The sequence below is a fragment of the Pedobacter sp. genome (genome assembly GCF_035317785.1).
Lineage (GTDB): Bacteria > Bacteroidota > Bacteroidia > Sphingobacteriales > Sphingobacteriaceae > Pedobacter.
The window spans coordinates 1-22,988 of the sequence record NZ_DATHGC010000394.1 but is presented as its reverse complement, the minus strand read 5'-3'; the positions used below and the strand labels follow the sequence as shown (position 1 = coordinate 22,988).

The 22,988-nt window shown below is 40.6% G+C and carries 30 protein-coding genes; 17 read left to right on the top strand and 13 right to left on the bottom strand.

Annotated elements, in window-relative coordinates:
* Positions 1-487: Gfo/Idh/MocA family oxidoreductase (locus VK541_RS25015; protein WP_324373369.1), on the bottom strand; the 487-nt coding region annotated here is incomplete at its 3' end.
* A 322-nt stretch (positions 488-809) separates the two neighbouring features.
* Here VK541_RS25015 and VK541_RS25010 point away from each other — a divergent pair.
* From VK541_RS25010 to VK541_RS24990, 5 genes are all read left to right on the top strand, one after another.
* Positions 810-1,949, top strand: coding sequence for an ROK family protein (locus VK541_RS25010; RefSeq protein ID WP_324373368.1), 1,140 nt, complete (start codon positions 810-812; stop codon positions 1,947-1,949).
* Positions 1,950-1,995: 46 nt separating this feature from the next.
* The gene (locus VK541_RS25005; RefSeq protein ID WP_324373367.1) at positions 1,996-2,436 is read left to right on the top strand and encodes a lipocalin family protein; all 441 of its coding nucleotides are present in this window, start codon (positions 1,996-1,998) and stop codon (positions 2,434-2,436) included.
* A gap of 63 nt (positions 2,437-2,499) precedes the next feature.
* Positions 2,500-3,417, top strand: a complete 918-nt coding sequence (locus VK541_RS25000; protein ID WP_324373366.1) for a J domain-containing protein — start codon at positions 2,500-2,502, stop codon at positions 3,415-3,417.
* Between the two features lie 10 nt (positions 3,418-3,427).
* The gene (locus VK541_RS24995) at positions 3,428-3,715 is read left to right on the top strand and encodes a chaperone modulator CbpM (protein WP_324373365.1); all 288 of its coding nucleotides are present in this window, start codon (positions 3,428-3,430) and stop codon (positions 3,713-3,715) included.
* 32 nt (positions 3,716-3,747) lie between these two features.
* Entirely contained in the window at positions 3,748-4,194 is a 447-nt protein-coding gene (locus tag VK541_RS24990; protein WP_324373364.1) for a nuclear transport factor 2 family protein, read from the top strand.
* Between the two features lie 2 nt (positions 4,195-4,196).
* Here the strand turns inward: VK541_RS24990 and VK541_RS24985 are convergent, their stop codons facing one another.
* Positions 4,197-5,012: a mechanosensitive ion channel family protein gene (locus VK541_RS24985; RefSeq protein ID WP_324373363.1), complete on the bottom strand. Its 816-nt coding sequence runs from the start codon at positions 5,010-5,012 to the stop codon at positions 4,197-4,199.
* Between the two features lie 190 nt (positions 5,013-5,202).
* Here VK541_RS24985 and VK541_RS24980 point away from each other — a divergent pair, with 190 nt between their 5' ends.
* A complete protein-coding gene (locus VK541_RS24980; RefSeq protein WP_324373361.1) occupies positions 5,203-5,562 on the top strand; it encodes a YtxH domain-containing protein in 360 nt (119 codons plus the stop codon).
* Between the two features lie 11 nt (positions 5,563-5,573).
* Positions 5,574-5,945, top strand: coding sequence for an STAS/SEC14 domain-containing protein (locus VK541_RS24975; RefSeq protein WP_324373360.1), 372 nt, complete (start codon positions 5,574-5,576; stop codon positions 5,943-5,945).
* 181 nt (positions 5,946-6,126) lie between these two features.
* On the opposite strand, the gene VK541_RS24970 is transcribed toward VK541_RS24975, so the two are convergent.
* Together VK541_RS24970 and VK541_RS24965 are read right to left on the bottom strand one after the other, a co-directional pair.
* Positions 6,127-7,302, bottom strand: a complete 1,176-nt coding sequence (locus VK541_RS24970; RefSeq protein ID WP_324373359.1) for an aldose epimerase family protein — start codon at positions 7,300-7,302, stop codon at positions 6,127-6,129.
* 141 nt (positions 7,303-7,443) lie between these two features.
* Positions 7,444-8,679, bottom strand: coding sequence for a serpin family protein (locus VK541_RS24965; RefSeq protein ID WP_324373358.1), 1,236 nt, complete (start codon positions 8,677-8,679; stop codon positions 7,444-7,446).
* Positions 8,680-8,820: 141 nt separating this feature from the next.
* On the opposite strand from VK541_RS24965, the gene VK541_RS24960 reads away from it, so the two are divergent.
* Positions 8,821-10,074 carry a hypothetical protein gene (locus VK541_RS24960; RefSeq protein ID WP_324373357.1) on the top strand — a complete coding sequence of 418 codons (1,254 nt, stop codon included), beginning with the start codon at positions 8,821-8,823 and terminating at the stop codon, positions 10,072-10,074.
* On the opposite strand, the gene VK541_RS24955 is transcribed toward VK541_RS24960, so the two are convergent.
* The 6 genes from VK541_RS24955 to VK541_RS24930 all read right to left on the bottom strand — a co-directional run bounded on the left by VK541_RS24955 (position 10,062) and on the right by VK541_RS24930 (position 14,888).
* A complete protein-coding gene (locus tag VK541_RS24955; protein ID WP_324373355.1) occupies positions 10,062-10,685 on the bottom strand; it encodes a DUF6266 family protein in 624 nt (207 codons plus the stop codon). The genes VK541_RS24960 and VK541_RS24955 overlap by 13 nt on opposite strands.
* 110 nt (positions 10,686-10,795) lie before the next feature.
* Positions 10,796-11,443 (bottom strand): DUF6266 family protein, encoded by a 648-nt coding sequence (locus VK541_RS24950; RefSeq protein ID WP_324373353.1) that lies wholly within the window; start codon positions 11,441-11,443, stop codon positions 10,796-10,798.
* Between the two features lie 283 nt (positions 11,444-11,726).
* The gene (locus VK541_RS24945; protein ID WP_324373352.1) at positions 11,727-12,377 is read right to left on the bottom strand and encodes a DUF4276 family protein; all 651 of its coding nucleotides are present in this window, start codon (positions 12,375-12,377) and stop codon (positions 11,727-11,729) included.
* Between the two features lie 6 nt (positions 12,378-12,383).
* On the bottom strand, positions 12,384-13,445 hold the full coding sequence (locus VK541_RS24940) for an AAA family ATPase (RefSeq protein ID WP_324373351.1): 1,062 nt from the start codon (positions 13,443-13,445) through the stop codon (positions 12,384-12,386).
* 48 nt (positions 13,446-13,493) lie between these two features.
* On the bottom strand, positions 13,494-14,111 hold the full coding sequence (locus tag VK541_RS24935) for a Crp/Fnr family transcriptional regulator (protein WP_324373349.1): 618 nt from the start codon (positions 14,109-14,111) through the stop codon (positions 13,494-13,496).
* A 141-nt stretch (positions 14,112-14,252) separates the two neighbouring features.
* A complete protein-coding gene (locus VK541_RS24930; protein WP_324373346.1) occupies positions 14,253-14,888 on the bottom strand; it encodes a hypothetical protein in 636 nt (211 codons plus the stop codon).
* Between the two features lie 347 nt (positions 14,889-15,235).
* Here VK541_RS24930 and VK541_RS24925 point away from each other — a divergent pair, with 347 nt between their 5' ends.
* The 6 genes from VK541_RS24925 to VK541_RS24900 all read left to right on the top strand — a co-directional run bounded on the left by VK541_RS24925 (position 15,236) and on the right by VK541_RS24900 (position 18,955).
* Positions 15,236-15,664, top strand: a complete 429-nt coding sequence (locus VK541_RS24925) for a hypothetical protein (protein ID WP_324373344.1) — start codon at positions 15,236-15,238, stop codon at positions 15,662-15,664.
* Positions 15,665-16,279: 615 nt separating this feature from the next.
* Positions 16,280-16,933, top strand: coding sequence for a hypothetical protein (locus tag VK541_RS24920; protein WP_324373343.1), 654 nt, complete (start codon positions 16,280-16,282; stop codon positions 16,931-16,933).
* Positions 16,934-17,187: 254 nt separating this feature from the next.
* Positions 17,188-17,421: a hypothetical protein gene (locus tag VK541_RS24915; protein WP_324373341.1), complete on the top strand. Its 234-nt coding sequence runs from the start codon at positions 17,188-17,190 to the stop codon at positions 17,419-17,421.
* Positions 17,422-17,475: 54 nt separating this feature from the next.
* A complete protein-coding gene (locus VK541_RS24910) occupies positions 17,476-17,841 on the top strand; it encodes a hypothetical protein (RefSeq protein WP_324373339.1) in 366 nt (121 codons plus the stop codon).
* Between the two features lie 108 nt (positions 17,842-17,949).
* A complete protein-coding gene (locus VK541_RS24905; RefSeq protein ID WP_324373337.1) occupies positions 17,950-18,381 on the top strand; it encodes a DUF6804 family protein in 432 nt (143 codons plus the stop codon).
* A 202-nt stretch (positions 18,382-18,583) separates the two neighbouring features.
* Positions 18,584-18,955, top strand: coding sequence for a hypothetical protein (locus tag VK541_RS24900; protein WP_324373336.1), 372 nt, complete (start codon positions 18,584-18,586; stop codon positions 18,953-18,955).
* Positions 18,956-19,216: 261 nt separating this feature from the next.
* Here the strand turns inward: VK541_RS24900 and VK541_RS24895 are convergent, their stop codons facing one another.
* A complete protein-coding gene (locus tag VK541_RS24895) occupies positions 19,217-20,044 on the bottom strand; it encodes a HEPN domain-containing protein (protein WP_324373335.1) in 828 nt (275 codons plus the stop codon).
* 615 nt (positions 20,045-20,659) lie between these two features.
* Here VK541_RS24895 and VK541_RS24890 point away from each other — a divergent pair.
* From VK541_RS24890 to VK541_RS24880, 3 genes are all read left to right on the top strand, one after another.
* A complete protein-coding gene (locus VK541_RS24890) occupies positions 20,660-21,118 on the top strand; it encodes a hypothetical protein (protein WP_324373334.1) in 459 nt (152 codons plus the stop codon).
* A gap of 3 nt (positions 21,119-21,121) precedes the next feature.
* A complete protein-coding gene (locus VK541_RS24885) occupies positions 21,122-21,577 on the top strand; it encodes a hypothetical protein (protein WP_324373333.1) in 456 nt (151 codons plus the stop codon).
* Between the two features lie 130 nt (positions 21,578-21,707).
* Complete coding sequence (locus tag VK541_RS24880; RefSeq protein WP_324373332.1) at positions 21,708-21,938, top strand: hypothetical protein; 231 nt, start codon at positions 21,708-21,710, stop codon at positions 21,936-21,938.
* Positions 21,939-22,034: 96 nt separating this feature from the next.
* On the opposite strand, the gene VK541_RS24875 is transcribed toward VK541_RS24880, so the two are convergent.
* Positions 22,035-22,568: a hypothetical protein gene (locus VK541_RS24875; RefSeq protein ID WP_324373331.1), complete on the bottom strand. Its 534-nt coding sequence runs from the start codon at positions 22,566-22,568 to the stop codon at positions 22,035-22,037.
* Between the two features lie 19 nt (positions 22,569-22,587).
* Positions 22,588-22,988, bottom strand: a 401-nt coding sequence (locus VK541_RS24870; protein WP_324373330.1) for a DUF6266 family protein, incomplete at its 5' end; no start/stop codon positions are given.

Below are 22,988 nucleotides of genomic sequence, written 5' to 3'. Positions count from 1 at the left end.
AGGTATCTAATCTGAGCATCCGGCCGTGCTGCTTTACCGCCTCCACGACCCGCTTGCCCTCACCTATAGTATGTGTCATTGGTTTCTCGCACCAAATGTCCTTACCCGCATTCGCTGCATCGACCGCCATGATCCCGTGCCAGTGCGGCGGAGTGGCAATATGAACGATATCTACCTCAGGAAGCTGGATCAGCTCACGGTAATCGCTAAATTGCTTTACGCCCTTATCGAGCATACCCGCAGCCTGCTTCAGGTGGTTTTTATCGACATCGCAAATGGCCACCACCTGGGTGCCCTCATAGCCAAAGTGGCCCCTTCCCATACCGCCTACACCGATTACGGCCTTAGTCAGCTTATCACTTGGCGCAAGGAAGCCCTGCCCGCCAAGAACATACCGGGGAACAATAGTAAAAGCGGCCACACCGACCGCAGACTTCTTAATAAAATCTCTTCTGGTGTTTTTTTGTTGTGGTTCTTTAGGTTTCATATAAGTGGTTGTGTTTGAATTCATCTGGCAATACCTGCTTGGCACCGCTAAACCGAATACTTGCATGGTTAATATTAGCGAGAAATTGTTAAAAACACAAAACATCGTGTAAATATTTACGTATTAAAAATACTTTTATAAATTTTTAACATAAGTTGTCTATATTTAACAAAATACAGCAATCAAACCGATGGATCTTCGTCTATTAAATAACATAACAAAAACTTCAGGTGATAAGCAATTGGCGCACAAATACCAGCTCGTCAAACATCTTTTCAATCTGGGTCCCTGTTCAGTCTCCACATTGTGTCATACCTTGAACATGAGTACCCCGAGTGTTTTGAAGCTCATCACCAATTTAATTGACGAAGACTGGATAGAAAAAAAAGGCTATGGCGTATCGATGGGTGGCAGAAAACCGGATCTATATGGCCTGAAAGATAAAAAAGTCTTGATCATCTGCATCGATATCGAATTGTTCCATACCAAAATCGCTATAGTAGACAACAATTATAACTATATCGTCGAAGCTCAAACCACCCCACTGCCCATCTCAAAAAGCACCAGATCAGACTTCTTCAGCATTTTAAGCAGGCATGTTCAGGACATTCTCAAAGCACACAACATCGCCAATGAGCAGTTAATTGGCTGCAGCGTGGGTATGCCCGGCCTCATAGATTCCGAAAAAGGCAAAAGCTACAGTTACTTTCTGGGCGATGCAGAAGACATTTCCCTAACCGCAGCATTTGAAAAGATGCTGAACCTGCCTGTCATCATACAAAATGATGTAAACGGATCATCCATGGCAGAATTTACCCATGGAATGGCAAAGGGCAAACAAAATGCCCTGATACTACTGATGGACTGGGGAGTTGGGCTGGGAATCATCATGGATGGCAAACTAAGAAAAGGTGCCTGCGGTTTTTCAGGAGAATTGGGGCATATCCCCTTTGTGGAGAACGGCGCCTTGTGTTATTGCGGAAAACATGGCTGCCTGGAAACCATAGCCTCGGGCAATGCTTTATCAGAAATGGCAAAGGAAGGCATACTATCAGGCAAAAACTCGATGCTCAACAAACTCTCTAAAGAAGAACTGCAGAGAATTGAACCGGCTGTCATCATCGAAGCCGCAAACAAAGGCGATCAATATGCGATACAGCTCCTGTCCAACATCGGCACCTATATGGGCAAGGGAATCGCGGTACTCATCCAGCTCTTTAACCCCGAACTGATCATTTTAAGCGGAAAAATTGCGACGGCAAAGCAATACATCACCTTGCCGATGCAACAGGCGATCAATACCTACTGTATGACCCAAATCAGGGAAAGAACAACCATCGTATCTTCCGAACTTGGTGAAAATTCAAGGCTTTTGGGCTACGCCACGACAGGCATCGATCATTTTTTAGAGGCCTGCATCAGGAAAGCCGCAAAATCAAAAGCCAGGCCCATCCAGCAGTGATGTAAAAAATATTATCTTTGTTTTATCTAAACTCACTCTTAATCAAATGAAAAAATTAACCTTATGCTCCCTGCTATTCGCCCTGGCGATCAGCCTTGGCGGTTGTAAAAAAGTCATCCCTACACCTCAGGACCCAAATAGTCTGCTCGTCGACAAAAAATGGAAGGTCATTGCTTACACACAAGATGGTCAGGATAAGCTGCATGAATATTATCTGCCTTGCCAGCTCGACGACCTCAATACCTTTGCATCAGACGGAAAAGCCTATCAGGATGACGCGGAAGACAGATGTTCCACTACTGAACCCAAAGTAAAAGAAGCAGGGACGTGGTCCATGACCGGCAAAAAAATAACTGCGACAGACACCAACTTCGGTATAACAGCTACGTATGATGTAATTGAACTTACCGAGAAAACGCTTAAACTCTCTTTAATTAACCCTTTTATACCAGGGATGGTTCTTACTGCCACTTATACAGCACAATAAATTACTTTCAGCCATTTTATGTTTTCATTTGTTATAACGATATTATAGCAAATGAAAACATAAATGGCATTTATAGACTACTATAAAACCCTGGGTTTAGCCAAAAGCGCATCACAGGACGACATTAAAAAAGCGTACCGGAAACTGGCCAGGAAATACCACCCTGACCTGAACCCCAACGACAAAGAAGCCCACAACATGTTTCAGCAGATCAACGAGGCCAACGAAGTACTCACCGATCCGGCAAAACGTAAAAAATACGATGAGTACGGCGAGCACTGGAAAAATGCTGATCAGTATGAACAAGCCAAAAGATCAGGCGGAGGCGGTGGCAATCCGTTCGGAGACACAGGCAGCAAGCCATTTGACGGCTTCTCCGGAGCCGATTTTGGCGGCGGCGGAGACTACTCTGATTTCTTCGAATCACTCTTTGGCAATGCAGGCCCGGGACAGCAGCGCGGCAGCCGAAAATACAAAGGGCAGGACTACCAGGCAGAACTCAGGATCAGTCTGCACGATGCCTATACCACACACAAACAGACATTAACAGTAAACGGCAAACAGCTCCGCATCACCATTCCAGCGGGAATCGCCAATGGTCAGGTCATCAAACTCGGCGGGCAAGGCGCGCCCGGTGCAGGCGGAGGCCCCAATGGCGACCTGTACATCACCTTCAACATTAGCGATGACCCGAGATTTAAGCGCCTGAACAATGACCTTTATGCCGTGGTCGAACTGGACCTCTATACCGCAGTATTGGGCGGAGAGGTTACCGCAGATACATTTGATGGAAAAGTGAAATTAAAAGTCGCAGCCGGCACACAGAACAACACCAAAGTAAGACTGAAAAACAAAGGCTTTCCCCTCTATAAAAAAGAAGGTGAACACGGAAGCCTTTACATCACTTACACCGTCAAAATACCAGCCGACCTGACCGAAAGACAAAAAGCGCTTTTTAGTGAATTACAAAAACTAAGTTAACCCCAGTGCTATGGAACCACAATTGATCACGATAACAGAATACTGCGTCAACTATGACATCGAACCCGATTTCATCATTTCTCTGGAAGAATCAGGAATCATTACCCTGACCATACTGGATACGGAAAAATACATCCATGAAGAGCAGTTCACCGAACTGGATAAATACGTACACTTGTACTACGATCTGCACATCAACATTGAAGGCATTGACGCCATCCGACACCTGCTGGGCAAAATTGACCAGATGCAAAACGAGATCGCTGACCTGAGAAGTCAGCTCCGCCTCCACCAATAAAATTTGCCACAAAATTTTGTACCTTCATGCCTATGAACGCTATGATCAAACCCATAAAAATTGCCATTGTACTGGCCTCACTGATTACTCCCTCACTGATCTATGGCCAAAGTACCGCTGAAAAAGAAGTAGCGGCCGCTGTCGAATCCCTGCGCAAAGCAATGGTAGACGCCGACAAAGCAGCACTGGAAAACCTTGCTGCCAAAGAACTGAGCTATGGACATTCCGGAGGAAAAGTCGAAGATAAAGCTACATTTATGGAAGTCCTCACCAGCGGCAAGTCTGATTTCGTTTCCATAGAGCTGACAGACCAGACCATTGCCTTAGTCGGCGATAACGCCATTGTCCGCCATACCTTAACAGCAGCAACCAACGATGGCGGTAAGGCCGGCGCAGTCAAACTAAGCGTCCTTCTGGTCTGGCAAAAACAGAACAAACACTGGACACTGATCGCCAGGCAGGCGGTGAAAATACCCTAAGTTTACTTTGCAGCCATTCCGGGCAAAACAATACCCGAATCCTTCAGATTATGAAGCAGTTTTTCCTGGAATGCCAGTTTAGCATCATTGAAACCATGCGATTGGAGCCAGACATTAATCAGTACCTTGTACCCGCTTTCCTCCAGCAGGGAAATGCCCACACGTTTTTCCGGTGTCTTCAAAATTGAGATGGAATCAGCTATGGTCTCATCTATCACTTTTTTAACGGTCTCCAGGTCTATACCGTAGCTGAATTTCAGTTCAATATCCAAACGCCTGCTGCCGATAGCGCTTACATTAATGATCACCTCATTAGAGAGCTTGCTGTTGGGAATGATCACCTTCCTGTTGTCAAAAGTAGTAACAATGGTAAAGAACAACTGGATCGAGGTCACCGTTCCCTCCTGCCCCTGGGCGATGATGTTATCCGATACTTTAAAAGGTTTAAGCATCAAAATCAGCACACCGCTGGCGAAGTTTTGCATGGTACCGGACAAAGCCAGACCTGCAGCCACACCCACCGCGCCAACCAGCGCAGCAAAAATAGTGAGCTGTATCCCAAGGATCTGCATGATCAGAAAGACGAGCAGGATCCGCAGCACCACTACCGACACACTCAGAAAAAAAGGAGAAAGCGAATTGTTAATTTTCTTTTGTGCCAGTCTGCGCTCCATCCAGCGTGCAAATACCCGGATCAGCCAGAGGCCCACTATTAAAATCACAAAGCCCAGCAAAACCGAAGGGCCCTTTTCAATGATCCAGTTCAGGAACTTATCGTAGAAATTTTCTACTTTATCAGTCACTTTTACTTCTTTCATACCGTATTCAACAAACTTGAAAACAGAAAGTTTAGGAACGACCCTGGCTTATGCCTGCGAGATGAGCTTAAAGCTACAACTACTGGCCGAAGACATATTCCTCAGTTAAAGATAAAATTTGACAAACAATCCCTTCTGGATGAGGTTATTAATCATACTTAAATATTAAAACCATATAAAAACATCGGCTATGAAATACCATAACAACAATACACTGATCGCAGTAGCCTCCATTGCAGGATTGGCTATAGGTGCAGCATTGGGCATATTGTTTGCACCAAAAAATGGTCGGGACATCCGGTCAAAACTTAAATTCGGCAATTCGAAAACAGACCATAACGAAGACGACCTGTTTACCGATCATCCGGTAGAAGACCTATGGGAAACAACCAGGGACCATGCCGATCATTTACAGGGCCCGGAAAAGAAACGTAAAAACCCTTCCCGGATCAAAGTGCCTTCAGCAGGCACACTTGCCTGGACAGAGAATCAGGAAAATGAGTCAAAACATCCCTGGAAAGAAGATAACCACGCCGAAGGACGTTATTAGACTACTGAATTATGCTGACAATTATCCAGAACGTGCCCGAATATGTATTTGCCGTAAAAGCCAGTGGTGAAGTGACCGATGAAGACCTTAAAAGTGTGCTGTTGCCCGGGCTGAATGTACTCAGTGCCCAATATGGTGAAATTTATTACCTGCTTGTACTCGATACCAGTGTAGAAAACTTTACCGCCGGTGCCTGGGTGCAGGACTTTATAGCCGGTGTAAAACACCTCACCAAATGGAAAAAGATGGCCGTAGTGACCGATCAGAAAGCAGTAAAAACCTTTACCGACCTGTTTAGCTATATCGTTCCCGGTGAGGCCAGAGGCTTTGAGCACGCAGAACTTAAGGAAGCGATAGACTGGGTCAGTAAGAAACTAGAGTAATTAAACTAGAGTAATTAAAAAAGGGGTACATAATAAGCGCCCCCTTTTTAATCTGATTATATTACATTCGTCATTGAGTTACTTCCCGTCATTGCGAGGCACGAAGCAATCTCATCATACTAAAGAAGATTGCTTCGTGCCTCGCAATGACGATTGGCTAAGTCAATGACAATATCCAATATTACTTCGCACTAAACTTATAAACCGAAGAAGTCTTATACGTTTTTCCAGGCTCCAGCACAGTCGAAGGAAAACCCGGCTGGTTCGGAGAATCAGGGAAATGCTGCGTCTCCAAAGCAATCGCAGTTCTGAAATCATCCTTAGCACCACCCTTAAACACATTTTTACTCTGCATAAAATTGCCCGAGTAAAACTGCAGGCCAGGCTCCTGGGTATAAATGTCCATTACAATACCAGACTTGTCACCTTTTACAGTGGCCGCATGCGTCATGCCCAAACCCTCAGTACCATTCAGCACATAGTTATGGTCATAACCCTTACCCGCTTTCAGCTGATCATTGGCCTCTTCAATCCTTTTACCGATCGTCTCAGGAGTTGTAAAATCAAAAGGAGTACCTTTCACATCCGCATGTTTGCCCAGAGGGATCAAAGTCGTATCCACCGGAGTGTACTGATCCGCATAGATCTGTAAAACATGCCCCAGGATCGGACCGCTGCCCTCACCATTCAGGTTAAAGAACGCATGATTGGTCAGGTTACAAAGCGTCTTTTTATCAGTAGTCGCCTCATAATCCATTTTCAGTTCATTGTCATCAGTCAGGCTATAGGTCACCTTCACATTCAGGTTTCCGGGATAACCCTCTTCACCATCCTTAGAAAGATAAGTCAGCACCAAAGTCTGCGGATCAGGCTGTGCCGCATCCCAAACCACGTATTGAAAACCTTTTTTACCACCGTGCAACGTATTCTGGCCATTATTGGTTGCCAAAGTATACTGCTTTCCGTCCAGACTGAATTTGCCCTTAGCGATCCTGTTGCCATAACGGCCAATGGTAGCGCCAAAATAAGGTTCAGTAGAATTTACAAAACCGTCTACACTGTCAAAACCAACCACCACATCAACCGGTTTACCGGCACTGTCCGGCACCAACAGGCTCACCAGCCTGCCACCATAATTGGTAAACGCAGCCTGCATCCCGTTTTTATTTTTCAGCACATAAAGATTGGTCTTCTTACCATCTATCTCCTTTTGAAATTTGGTGCTGTCCAGCTGAACAACAGCAGCAGTACTGTCAGCCGCAGCCGCATCATCCGTATTTGTCTTGGTAGGTGTATTACACGCAGCTACAGCAAGTATCGAAGCAGCAGCAAAAATTGATTTCAATGATTGTTTCATTTATAATTTGGTTAAGAGTTCCAAAATAGGAATAATTAGTGTTTTAGCGGTACCAAATTAATACTTTCTGATTAAAATCAACTAAATCATTACAATATGTTTTTACAATTTATCACCAGCTCAGATCCTGCTCAGATTACCTTATTTATCCAGCAATGGATTATTGACAATACCGGTAAACACGATCAAACCCGTTTTCATCTCGCGAATGGCAAACAAAAAAGGCTTATTAATGACTACGGTCGGTCCTGCCGATGTAAGGACTATACCCACCGAAGTAACAGCGGCAGCCTCTGTACCCTCTTCATTGACCTCAATAAAAGTTTTGTGCTTCACCTCGTCAATCTGCAAGCCACCCGCAGCATTTATCCTGGTGAAATCTGCGTTTCCGCCCTCTCCAAAAGCAAGGCCCATTCCCAGACCTTTTAGCGCGTTATTTAAAGTGATGCTATAGCTGAACTTAAACTTCGGCATTCTGATGTCCTGCGTTGTCTCTGTCATCCCACTCATCCAGCCCTTCCATTTCGCCTGGTCTATGCCCGCTGCAAATTCAGCCACGGGCTTGTTGCCAGCGGGAACAGCGATGACCATGCTGTATTTTTTATTGCCATAGGGCAGCTCATAAATACTGGCATCCTGAGCAGTTGCCATATTTAAAGTCGCTTTAGTACTCATAAAATCAGCCTGTACTTTTTGATCATTACCCAGATAGAAATCACCCTTAGCCGTGTTATTCTTATCAAACTTGTAGGTCCAGTTGCTTTTGAAATAAACCGCATTGATCAGGTACATCACCATATCCGGCGAAATCTGCTCTACGATCGTAGGGATTTTCCCATTCGTCTTTTCATTGACCCAGCCATTTATCCTGTCCTTAGCTCCGGTACTGCCAAAATCAAGACCCTCAGCTGTCGCGTTATAATAATCTTTGTTGACCTGCAGGAAGGCCGGCAAGGCACTAAAGCCCTTATCGTACCATATCGAATTGGCAATCCTCAGCGTTGCCTTAGGATCCAGGCCCGGCAATTCCGTGGTCAATTTCTTATAATAATCATTAACCTGTGTCTCAGTGAAATTCTTAAACTCCAATGCACTTCTTATACCCTCCAGCGTTTGCCCGGCACTGCCATTACCGGCCATCCCGACTGCCATACTTACACTCAAAGGCGACAGCATGATGTTTTTGCCGGAAGTCTCTCCGGTCAACGCCTTCTTAAACAGCTTAAAAGTAAACTCATTGTCTGCCTCAGCTTTTTGCTGTTCCTGCTGGGTCAGCACCAGGTCCTTGCCCGTCCCTTCGTCTTCCGGGTTGCCATCTTTCTCACAGGAAAAAATAAAAATGCTGATCAGCAATAGTAAAGGGTAAATCTTTTTCATACCGTTTGTGTTTAAATTTGGTTTCAGTTAATACGTATAAAATGGCCGAAACGCTACATGTACGGAGCTTCAAAAAAAATATAAATGTAACCTAAAATACAATTTCAAGTCTTATACTTGCTCAAACCAAATATTACCCGCATGACTAAAACGCTCAAAATCATTGCCATCAGGTTTACCTTCCTGCTTTGCATCATCTTCATTGTATGCTTTAATAACGGTTCCTTTATCTTTTTATATCCCCTCACCAAATACACCGATCCTATACTGCAACAACTCGTCCCGTGGACCGGGCAGCACCTGTTGCATCTTTCCGATCCGGTCAATCCAAATTTCAACGGCAGCGGCGACACCACTTATCACTACGTACTGTTATTCGTCGTTTTTTTACTGGCCCTTATTGGTACACTGATCTGGTCCGTCATTGACCGGAAAAGAAAAAGCCATGATCAGCTTTTTTACTGGCTCACAGTATCCCTGCGCTTCTATGTCGGCTTTATGCTGGTCCACTATGGCCTGGCAAAACTCAACAACGGACAATTCCCTGGCCCCTCAGCGACAGGTATGTCTACCACCTACGGCGACTCATCGCCCATGGGTTTAGCGTGGCGCTTCCTGGGTTTCTCAGAAGGATACAAAACATTTATGTTTTTCGCTGAAATGATGGGCATACTCCTGTTTTTCAGAAAAACAGCAACAGTCGGGGCGTTACTATGCCTGATGACCTGCCTGAACATTATGGCCATCAACTACTTCTTTGATGTGCCGGTCAAATTGCTCTCGACCGCACTCGTAATCATGTGCCTCATCATCCTGTTCCCTAACTTTTCGCGGCTCTTCCAGTTCTTCTTTAAGGGTAAAACCATTGGATTGGATCAGATGACTCCGCCCGTATTCAAAGCAAAATGGGCAAGAATTACAAAAGTAGCCGTTAAATACGTCGCCATTGCCATTTGCGTGGGCATGCCCGCATTTTACACACTGACCGCCGCTCTCAATAAACAAAAAGAAGCAAAAGAAAGCTTATACGGTGCCTACCGGATCTCATCCCTAAAATGGACAAATGGCGCACCTGCTGTTGACAGTCTTTATGTTAGCAAAGGCTGGAAAGTTTTGGGACTGGACAATTACGACCGGGCCTTTATTAAATATGGTGACAATGAGACCATATATGCCAAAGCACAAATAGACCTGTCTGCTCAAACAATGAAGTGGTCATTTACAGAAACGCCTGATGTCAGGTATACCCTGTCCTTTAAAAGATTGCATCGGGATACGCTTGAGCTCAAAGGAGACCTTCTGGATAAACCTGTGGTCATATCGCTCGTCAGGAAAGAATTTGAACTGACCAAAAGAGACTTCCGATGGGTGAATGAAATGCCTTATAACAGGTAAATGCTGTCAGAAACACTTTTTCGATCGGCTGCAACAAAAGATAGATAAACCTCCATGTGTTCAGCAAGTAAATCACCAGGTACTGGCAGAAAAGCCGACCCTTCTTCCCTGCTGGCAGCCTCCAACAGATAAATAGCCGAAGCCAAAGCGGGAAAATACGCCAGCAGCATTACCTGATCATTACCTCTTGGATATGGTATATCTGATGGATTTGACCATACGAAATGCAAACCATCATCAAGCAATTCCACAACAGCACCAGCCGCCCCAGGCAAATCGCCCTTACTGACCAAGACCTTACTATAATCCAGCACCACATCAGGATACACACCAGACAACGCATTCTTCCTGTTATACCTCATCGCTGCATTGTACGCATTCTCATCATCAACCACATCAGGACCAAAGCCCACATTCAAATACTCCACCAAATGCTTTAAAAACCCCGCTACCATAGTCATCTGCATCCTCGCAGTCAATTGTTTCCCGGTCGGTGGCTTTACAGACTTGCCCACCATCCGCACCACCTGCTTGCCGTTCAATACATAAAACACCATATCTCCGACCCTGCCAGTCACCAAACCAGCAATACCACCGCTTAAAATACCCATAACATTAAAATTTTAAGTTCAAATAAAAAAGGTTGTGCCCCGGTCCCGATGCTTTTCATGCGGCGCTCGCGAATAAGCCCGGTACAAACCCGGGGACACAACCCCACTTCTTACATCACAACCGTGCTTCCAAAATTGAAGCTACTGCTGTTCGTCTTGCCATCGGCCGCAACCATGAACATCCAGACATACACCGTGTCGCCACTAAAACTGGACGGCAAGCCGATGTCGTAGGTCAAAGCACTTCTCGGCGCAGCACCCACAGCAGTCACAAACAACTGCTTACTCGGGTTGTACACCACAAAAGTGGCCTTGTCAGTCACGGCGCCCACACCATTGGCAATCAGCGCATCCCAGCTAAAATCCAGCTGCGCATCTACCGTAGTAGCCATAACCGGATCAGAAGCATTACTAAGATTGCCCTTAGCCACCACGACTTTGCTGTAGTCGATGGTAAAGTTGGCAGCAGTCGTACCCGTGATGGCATTCTCATAATTGTACATGAAGGCAGCATTAAAAGCTGTTCTTTTTTCTTCATGCGCATTCTGAAAACCGACCCTAACGATAGGCGTCATCCAGCTCAGCCAGCTGACCACCAATTTAAACTTAGCCCTGTAGTTGAGCTGCCCTTCAGAAGCAGGCTCCTGAGAAGGGTGAGGAATAGCCGTAATCACATTCTGACCATCTCGCCAACGACCAACCAACGGACCTGTCTTTTTTTGGAAGCCACCAAAGGCTCCCCAAAGTTGAATTCCCATAAGTCATTCATTGAAATAAAACAATTAGTTATTTATACCACCTGCACACCGGTTTCAGCCTGGGGCAACCGTCCCGGTAAATCACCCCGCCTACTCTGGCACCAAATGGTAAGGTCAAAACTAAAGGCCAAAAGGCCGGGCAGAAGAAGACTTTTGACACGAAAAACAGCGGGAAAATGTCCCATAGATCAACGGACAAAATTCTCCCTTCGGCCTTTATTGCCCAATAAGAACGAGATTTTGACCATTTAACGCTCCATGCCATTTAGAAAATTAAGGCATATTAAGAAAACGACACTATCCATTGTTTAAATCGCGGACACTTTTCCATGATCCTTTCAAGGCCGATAGCTTCGGCCAGTATCGGCCCATAAATTCGTTTGCTATATCCTAAAACTAATTTCTTCAGTCTTTTAGATGGTGCAGTTTCATGCCCGTCATTGATCAACTCCGGATTTGGATTTTGGTAAATTATACGATTTAATTCTGCTACATCCAATAACTCATTCACTGGGATATGCTGTTTAAAAACTTCAACATCATTGAATAAAAGACCTTCAAATTCATGCAATTGAATATACGGAATAAAGCGATGGCTAACTGACGCATCAATATCCGCTTTCATTGAAGCTTCTAAAAATGTCAGACGGTCCCCTTTATCAGGAATAGCCAGTCCTTCTGCCCATTTTGGAAAACTGTGCTTTTCCTGTGTGCCATAATAATCGATAAATGTGGTGGTTAACGCCCCGGTATCCTCTTTAAGATGGCCTTCTATTTGTTTTTTCAAATGATACCATGAAACGATGCCGCCATTGGATTTTTTAATCAGCGGATGTAATATTAAAATTCCTCTTGCAAAAAGATAAGGATAAAGCACATCTTTACAAAACTCCTGTTCCGTCTGACCCTCGCATATAATAATGATTCTTTTCATTTCAAACTATTGCGGTTGTCCTCCTTTAATAATAGCTCTTTTCCAAAGATCATCTATAGTATAATCGTTTAACCAAACAGAGAGAGAAGCCGAATCTAAACGATGAAACTTACTTTCACCCTCTATCTGATCAACCGTAATGATATCTTCCGGCTGGAAGTGGGCTATTAGGTCAGTAGATTGGGTGGCAACAATAACCTGGCACCCTTTTTCAGCAGCAGACTGTATCATCCCGGCTAGTTTAGCTATCGCAAAAGGATGTAAACCAAGTTCAGGCTCATCTATAATAATACTATCGGGAAGAGTTGGCTGCAAAAATAATGTCGTCAGTGCAATAAACCTTATCGTTCCGTCTGACAGATCACCAACACCATAAGTAGTCGAACTGTATTTGTCTTGCCATTGCAATCTGATAAAGCCATTTTCATTTGGCTGAAAGAAAAAGTCAGAAAAGTAAGGCGCAATACTTTGGATTACCTTAATAATCCGATTGTATACGATCTGATGATTTGTCCTGATGAAAAAAAGAAACGCAGCAACATTCTCCCCATTTTGATAAAGAAAATAAGCATCATCTTGTATGTGACTCATTTTAGTAAATGGTGAGTTCCTGCCAATATCATGAAAATGGTATTTCTTAAGATTATTAAGATATTCCATCACATATTTAGCACGATAGTTATCGGTTATTTTAATTCGCGCTTCATTACTAAAATTAGCAATATTCCGTCCATCACTCCCTTTATAAGGAAGATTTTCATCAGTAAATATGAACCCTTCATCTGCTTTTTTTAGCTTGGCGGTATAGCCATTTAAACCATTTTTAAATTCAGTTCTAAAATATAGGGTATCGGTGATTTCAGTACCCTTATGAAGTATGCGTTCGACCCCACCCCGTAAGTTAATGTACTCGGTAAGTTTACGCTCATAAAGATTATTTAAGAACTCAAAAAAAGAGACAAAATTACTTTTACCAGAACCATTGGCACCAATCAGAATATTAACGGGCTTAAGGTCAATTTTGGCATCTTTAATTGATTTGTAACCGCGAATCTCTATATAGTCCATACAAAGCAAATATATTCAATTTCGTCAGATCACAAAAGCAAAATCAAATCAACGGACAAAATTCTCCCTTCGGCCTTTATTGCCCAATAAGAATAACCTTTTACCCCGGTTCAGTGTCTTAGAACATATCCCCAAGTGATTACTTAAAAGATGACCGGGAAGCCTAAAGGCAATATTTGGATGAAGACTCGCGTACAAGCCATACCGGTCATCTTTCTGTGCCAGCAGCAAGATCACATGGTCCGCAATGCCCTGCGAGATCTTACTCCTGATGCGGTCATTGTGGATCCTCGATTCCGGGAACCGGGGATAGATCAGTTCCATATCCCTGCGGCAAATGGTGAGCAGCTCGCTGTCTTCCAGGGCACACAGGTAATTGGTCTCATTTTTAGAACCATCATAAAAATCATTGGGCAGCATCATGAAAGAATCTTCACCGAAGAAACCGGTAACCAATTGCTCCGCCCGCGCATTGTAGTGGTACAGTTTAAAAAGTCCCCTGCCGATGAAATGCAGGTCATGGGCATCCTTGCCGGGCAGCAATATCAGTGCACCCTTTTTGACCGTGCGGTAAATAAACGGATTATCCGTTTCAATAAACTGTTGGTAGCCCATGCCTACCGGATGGAGCGAGCCCAGAATGTTGATGAGTTGGCGTTTTAACATCTAAATAGGTTTAATTATGAAATAAGGTTATCTATAACCCAGTTTATTAATTAACCTAAAATTAACACAGCCAAAATTTATCTGCAATTGATAAATATCAATCTCAACGGATCGTCAACTCTCAAAAACGTCAGGACATCACTAACGCCTTAAATGATCATCGCCAAAGCCGCCCTCTTTTCTGATCCTGCTCAAATGCTCCGGCGACATGCCGATACAGGAAGCGATATGCTTTAGGTATATGAAGGACTCAACCTCTGTGAACGCATCTAAGAAAGTTCTATAGCCTTCCAGCCCTTTAACCTGGCAGATCTCTACCCTTTTTTGCCAGTCATCTTCCGCATCGCTGAGGATGTTTAGCGCCAGAGTAGCCACCTGGGGTATCTTACTGCCGATTATTTGAAAAGCCGTATGGCTAAAAGCAACCATTGTACTTCCTTTCGGTATTTCCACATAGAAATCAACCGGCTTACGGTTCATGTAACTGTTTGAGCACAGGGATATTTTTTCCGGAGATGATATACTGGTGGTCTTTTGCTCGTAATATTCTCTGTCCTCATCGGGCTTGTATTTCCTATAAGATCTGATAAAGCCCTCTACCGGCCAAAAAGCGTAATCGGCGATGTCGCCAGGTTTGAGAATGAGCAGGTCGTCTTTTACGGTAAATGGTGCGGTAAGCAGAGGCCGGAGCAAATCCGAAAACCTGGGATCTATGTTTGGCAGGAAAGCCAATAGGTGTTCTATCAGCTGATCAAAGCAGGGATGATATCTCTTCATCTTGAGCAACGTTAATTTAATTAATAAGTTATTGCTAAGATATTCAGAAAAAAGGTGAGAGATATAAATATTTTGGAAAATATTTTACTTAGTGTTAAGGGCACACTAGGATGATTACCTTCGATTTATTGTGGAAAAATTGCATAGTTCATTAAACGAACTTATCAAGTTTGTTGCCGTAATTTGTATATTATTTCATTTAATTAATTAATTATGAAAGATTTACGATTGATTCATAATACATTATTAAAGGTTGAATAGTATGAGTTAGGCAACATATAGCTAAGCTCAGATCGTAAACAGTTAATATATCATCTTAAGCAACATTTTAAATCAAAAATATAGCCATGCAACAAATAGCAAAAATAATAGAAAATGAAACACGTAAAAGAGCCTATCAGGACGATCCTATTGCTTTTGATAGATTTAAAGATAGGATAAGTTACCCAAATGATTTACTGGGACATGTTTTTATCATACAGGATGACGATAATGAGCATTGGCAAATATATAAATTGTATATCCTTAAAAAATACCTTGATACTAAGGCAGAAATAATCAATTGGAATCCCCATCAGTTCATAGACGTTTATGATAAATACAAAAACCGATATGTTATATCAATCTCGTCTATTTCATTGGTTCAATCAATGGGCGAATCTGGTTCTATTATTGTCCTTAAAGAGATTAATAAAAATGGTAATTCAATTGAGATAAGAACGGAAGACTCTACCATTGATATTATTTCTAGAATGGGTCTCACTGAGACTAAATAATTATGATCTGCTCATTGGTTTAATCTGAGTGGTCACGTACTAATTTTTTTATCGAAGATTCAATTCGACCAGACATTAAGATATAGTGATTATGTTTTGACCATTACAAAAGAACTGAATTCATAGTTCAGCCAACAAATGAAATGTCAATAGGTTATAAAGCTGCGAATGTTCCTCAGTTGTACCTCAGGTATGATTGCGACCTGGAAAATTACATAAATACCTTAAGTCGCTGTAGCCGGTGTCCTTTTCGTCTTTTATAGCCGATTTCATTTCGATAATAATATTAGATTGTTAATATATAAAATCAATAGCCTATTCTTATAGTCGTAATTATTTTTTTTGTTTTTACATAATTCTTTAAGTATTAGTTATAGTTACAATTGAAAAGTTAGTTACTTTTGGAATACTGCTATGGGAATAGCATAGGAAAAAATTGGAATAATTTAGTGTTGCTTGAATTACGACAATAAATACCATGCAAATAAATGATGCAGCATGCTGTAAAAGGCTTGGCGAAATCTTTAAGCATGAAAATGAGTCTTAACCCTGAGTGGCTTTAAGTTATTACAGTCTATCCCTTATTTTATTAAATCAAATTACAGCGATCAAATTATGTTCAATCTTTCCCCTGAATCTTCAGATAAGATAATTTCTATGTTTGTAGGTCTGTCCATTCTATTTGCTCTAGGACACCTATTAAATCTACTACTAAAAAACCCTAAACTCACTAAGTTCCTTTCGATTAGAAATTACTTGTTGCTTCTCGTATTTTTCATAGGAGGCTCATTCATCAGTGGATTCGCAAAGCATCAAGCCAATAAAGAACCAATAAAATGGAATTCCGAGAATACCCTTATATTGAGGGATAAAGTTTGGTACACGCTAGATTCATTGGGCTTCCCCTTTAGCATAGATCAGAAAAGAATTGTGTCAGATTGCATGGTAGGAAAAATTAAGCTGTCTTTCCCAAAGGGAATTCCGAAAACAAACGATCCGGTCAATAAAGAAATAGAAAAGAACTTTAAAATATGTATGGCTCCAATATTTGTCACAGGCAAAATGGAGGGTTGGACACCTAAATTCGAGGAGTTTTTAATTACACGCTTTGTTGAAGACGAATCTCTTATTAAATATTATCCAGACTTTAATGATAGGTTTAAAATAGCTTCATGCCTTACTAGAAGTATCAAAAAACAATATCCAGAAGGTCTTGATTGGAAGGACTTAAAAAATACAATAGAAAAAATAATGTATGATTGTAAGTGATAGACTTCTATGAAAGATCTCAAAAGAAAACATTATGTAGTAATTATATCATTACTAATACTTATAAGTACTAATCCATCAAGAAGTTCATTTGGGTCTTATCTACATCAAACAGGACATAGCGGAATAGGTAGAGACTTTAACGGGTTAATATTTTCTGTGTATTCAGATAGCAACTATGATTTGCGCTCTCATAAATCCATTAAAACCTATTATATAGGAGTATTAGGAAACTTTTTTAAAACACCAAGCATATGATAAACAACATCTTTAAGTCTTTATTTCTTATAGCCTTTATTGCTTTCGTCATAATTCTGTACGGCATCTATGACAAAATATCTTATGGTGTTGGCAGGTATGTCCCAACTCAGTCGGGAATAATTTTGGATACTAAAACAGGAAATAAATATGTATGGGAAGAAGACGAAGGTTTCAGTATGTTCAATAATAATGGTCAAATTATAAAAGTAAAAAGCTTACCTAGGTAAATTTGAGACTATTTCTTGAAGATGCCAATTTTTAACTTTAATAAATAACGAAGTATGTCACTAACAATATATGCGCATAGATTTCATTTAGCAAATGATGCAAAAAATGAACAGCTACTAAATGTTCAAAATGCCAAAGGGGCTCTTAAAGCTTATAAAAATTCAGATATTCCAATGGGAATTGAAAGAACCCTGCGACTTGTAAAATTAGCAGACTCATTACATCACGAACAGTATCTTTACGAATTACGGGTTGAAGAAGTTGGTGGTGCTGCAATCGATGTTATTGAAGAACTTTTGCTTATCAATACTGACATTGGGAAAAGAATCCCATTCAATATTGATGATAGAAGATATTTTGAAGTTTATTTAGAAGACGATAAGACTCTTATGTACCTTGGTCCATATAGTAGGAACTGATTTCTTCAATGTAGTTGACAAGACTTAAATAATACAATAGAAAAATAATGCATGATTGTAAGTGATTAAAACTTGCCTAACCTTTATAATTCAATAAAAATATAGCGTATGACATCTACTGATAAAACTACTACACTAGTTGCACATATAATATTGTGTGTTATATTAATCATTGGTATATTCAAAATGCCTTATGGCTACTACCAATTTCTTCGTGTGTTTGTAATTATAGGGTGCTTGTTTATACTTTCAACTGTTGCTAACTCAGAATATAAATACATTTCACTAGTATATGTTGTATTAATAATCATATTCAATCCAATATTTAAACTAGGTTTTTCTAAGAATGAATGGAAGTATGTAGATGGAATATGCGCCCTTGTAATGGCTGTATTATTCGTATTTATGAAGCTTAACTTAAAGCCAAAACCTAAAGAGTGGGATTTTTCCTCTCGTAAAGATACTCCCAAGCAAAAAGCCATCAAAGAAAGAATAAAAAGAAAGATTCAAGAACGTAGAGATGCGGGAGAGTCGATATAAATATTCGCTTCAAACAAGCCATTTGATCAAGCATCAAATAGAATTTCGAAACATTACTCCACTTTGGTTATCAAATTACTATTTTCACTTAAACATTTTAGAGATAAAAGTTAATAATACCCCAGTATTATTCTTTGATATTTTCAAAGCGGCTAATCTTTCATAATATTAAGATATAAAAAGTTTATACCTTTATGATTGAATGTTAATAGAACAAAATTGGTCAAATCTCACTAATTATATTAAGGCAGGATATAAGTCCAATGCTTTTGCGCCTTTCGTCTGGGTTAGCGGATTAATTTTTATATTCTTATTTACATTTTTTACAATTTCAGATGATCAAATTATCCGTTATGTCTTAATAGGGGCATTCATTTTAGTTATAGTTTTTAATTTTGTAATATATCTTATTCTAATATTTAAAGATCCTAGACTGTTGCAATCAGAAAATTACAGATTAGAAGATAAAAAATTGGACATGATTACGCAAAAAGGATCCGATTTTATTATAAAACCCGTTGATTTGGTTCCACCAACAAATCAGCTTTTACGAGAAGGAGATGATAATGAGTAATATATACTGCTTAGTACTAGGTTCTAATTATATAAAAGAAGACGTAACTGCTTTTTTTGACACCATTCCACAAGTAGAGTTTTGGTTTTCAACACTACCAGCATCGATATTTATAAAATCGGGTCTATCAGCCAAACAAATAAGTGATATGGTAACCGAAAAATTTGGGGGTCACAGCCATTTCATAAGTGAGGTTACTGATAAATATTGGGGAAGGTTGGATGATAAACTTTGGAAACACTTTTTGACACCTAAACTTAGTTAAAAAGCCGAGGCTTCCTTAAAAGACTTAGTGAATTCTAGAAGACTCGAAATTCTATCGATAAGCAAGTCAATTTCAATTTCCTCAATTTTAAAATCTGCCACGTACCTCGCATTACTATAACTCTTGACCAACTTCTCAAAAATGATCCTATATTCTTCTTTATCGGTAATAAACAAATTATAAGGCACATCTGAAAAACATCGACACAGCATCAGTAATCGATGCAGATTATGGATATCACACCGATAATCCATGTGTAATCCAATCAGTGCTATGCAACACTGTTCAACAGTCTGATGCAACATAAAAGCACAGACATTATATTTCTTGCTACCAAGGCACTCTATCGCGCCATGTAGAAAGCCTTCGGCTCTGGAAATACCTTCCGCGAATCTTTGTTTCAATCTTTCCTTATCGCCAGATAAGGCAGACGAATAAGGAACCAAGGTATTGATGGCAAACTGCCGGTTATAAAGCAACTTTCCGGTGCTATATACATTTGCAAAGAATCTGTAACCATCATTGATAGATTTGTAGATACCCTCCTTGCCATGGGCGAGTATGGTGATTTTTCCAAAATCATAGTGCGCATTAGCAAAGTCCTGAACAGCATTTTCAATCCGGGAACCACCTTCTGTAACCATCAGCAGCCAATAATCGCAATGCCCAGCATCCTGGAAATCACCAAAGCAACCAGTCACTTTTCTCGATTGCTCGTCCTTATGAAAACAGTAGATCTGCAATGGATCATATTTATCTACTACCTTTTGAAGGAGATAATTGATATCCCTTACCTGAACGTGCTTTTCTAATATTTGCTCCATACTGTCCACTAATTATCAGAACTGATATTATAATTGAACTTTAAAAAAGGAAGAACCAAATTGTATTGCACTATTCCGTAACTACGCGGCCAAGAGATTGTGCCTCTCAGGGACTATACCACTCTTGAAAGACCAGTACAAATGCAAAAACGTGGGTACCTACCTAAACGCTCCGGCGAGGTACTGGTATACCCACGACAACGAATAGATAGGCCCACGTTTTCACACGCGAGCACTATTTCACCTATCCCTTTGTGTCGTTTTAAATTACCAGTTTTCGCCGAACAAAGCTCTTGGTGCTAAATGCTTCAATATTTTTGAAGATTTCGCAAAATTATAATATTAACTCTCTATATATCTATGTTTTAAAATTTAATACCCCTTTTGATTGTGGCTAACTTATGTCAATTGAAGTTATGAGCGGTAGTAAAATGCAATAAAAAAAACTTATCTGACCTTAAAACTCTAGAAGAGTGGTAATTAAAATAATATCTTAAAATTTATTTTAGGCCCATATCCTGATTTTGCTAGCAATTCCAACAATTTCGGACTAAGGATTATTTTTCTATTTTTAGAAGATCAACGTTTTCAAACCTAAAAAAGAAGATATTTCCAATGGATAAAAGATTGAAAAAACTTAATATTAACCTCCCCTATGATTGGAAAGATATTTCAGCAGATAATCCAAACGGTCCACCAACGTTTACCAATATGGCTATCGAGGACTCTGGAGTATTACAGATTTCACTAGCAGAATATTTATCTGGAAAGTTTCCTAATCCAAATTTATCCGATTTAGTTGACTTATCGAAGAACATAGGGCTAAAAAATGAATTCGGGGATTTACAAAGTGAAGCATCGGGAAATTGCAGCTACGGAATCTTTGGCAACGCACGATTTTCCAACGATAATTTTCCTCATATTTCTATCTGGCATATTTCAGACGGAAAGAATTTTGTCTTTGCTACATTTATTTGTACAAAAGCACCTGATCAAAAACAGTTAGATGAAGTTAATGATATTCTGATGTCAATAAAAGGAAAGCCACTGTTAATGTCATGGCTTAACTACTGAAAAATGCTTAGAAAAAAAACTGAATTGGCAGACAAATGGACCGTGAACTTTGATGAAGTCTCAAACAACGTTTATAAAGTAGAACTTACTGATACTTTTGGAAGAAAAGCAGGCACAACCGATCATGATCTGGACAGAGCGATAGAAACTTGTCTGTCTTATGCGTTTGACATAGAGAAACAACTTAATAATCCGCTCAATAAATTTATCTACGATACATTCAAATACTTTCTTTCAGACCAAACACTACTCTCGGACAATTATTCAGGCAAAGATTTTGGTTCATGGATAATTGAGAAAAATGAGAAAAGAATAATCTTAGATGGAAAGGAATCTTTATTAGCATTACAAAGTCAGACAGCATCAAATGTTTGGGTAGATGATTTCACAATAAAGGTAAGAGAATTGACATTCGAACAGCTTAAGGAACTTCGAGATAACTTTAAAAATGGAGAATGAATGAGTATGACCATCATTTTCCATTTCAAGAACGGATGCTAAAAATTGGCCGCTAACTTAATCATTAATGGCTGATGCTCCTGGTTATTCGCTTCAAAATAAACTTTATATTTACGCAAATTTCGCTGTCATGACCAAACTTATTTTACGGTCTACTTTAATCCTGATTATTTTTTTACCAAGTTCCTGTACCAAAGACGATAGCGTAGGCTGCTGGAAGTGCACCATCACAGGTCCGGGATCTCAAAAAACCAGAACAGTATGCGATAAAACTCTTCAGGAAGCCAGCAACTTAGTAATTAGCGAAGAAACAGGCTACGGTGGCGGTAGTTTTACGAATGTAAGATGCAAGCGGGACTAGTCATTACCTCCACGTTTAGCCTCGAAAACTAATATGGAACACGGTTTCTCAGACTTTTTCCAGTAATTTTACAGGCTTATTTCTTGAGCATACTTTCTATCTCGAGCCTAATCCCCGGATATAAACCGTATTTGCCTTTTCAATATTTTCCTTAGACCTGGTCAATACTTTCAGGATAGTAACTTTCACGCCCGGCAGGCTTGATATCAGTTGATCAGCCGCAATACTAATGCTCAGAATATGCTTTTCGTTGATCAGGGCCTCTGCATCTGTTACCAGTTTTCCATCAACCGTATAAATCACACCTGTAGCTTTTTTACGTTTTAGGTATTTGTCACCGAGCGATTGAAAGGTAACCAGGTTAAAAGGTACATCTTTTTTGAGCGTAATATAGATTTTATATCCTTTTACAATATTGATATTTTCAATCTGGATGGGCTCAAACATTCCCATATTCGCGTTTTTTACCAAAACACTGTCAATGTAATATTCCAGACTATCAGCATGATGATGAAAAGGCTTTTCTGATTCGTAATAAACTTTTATACTGTCAGTCTTATCCTGAGCACTCGCCACGCTGGCTGCAGCTACCAAGATAGAGGTGGTAATAAGGGCTTTTATTGCTTTCATAATAATAAATTTAAGAAAATTATCCACACCACACACTATCCCCTACTACCTTCCCATTTGCACTGTTAAAACTCATATAACAATGCAGCTCATCACCAGCAAAATCCTCCGGCAATTCAAAAACATAACCGATATCCTTCCTTAGCGCCACATTTTGTTTAATCACCGCAATATGCTTTTCCACATTGTAAACCACGAAAGTCGCCCTGTCCGCAAATAAATTGAATTCGTTTTGTACAGCGTTTTGCCAGGTAAACTGCAACCCGCCTGCTACGGCTGTTACTTTCGCCGCGCAGGGCGTACTCACCTTGCCCCTGCTATAAACCAGCTTAGAATAGTCGAGAACCAAACCCTCTGGCGTTTGTACAAATGCATTGGGATAATTGTACTTATAAGCGGCATTAATAGTGGTGCTTTTCT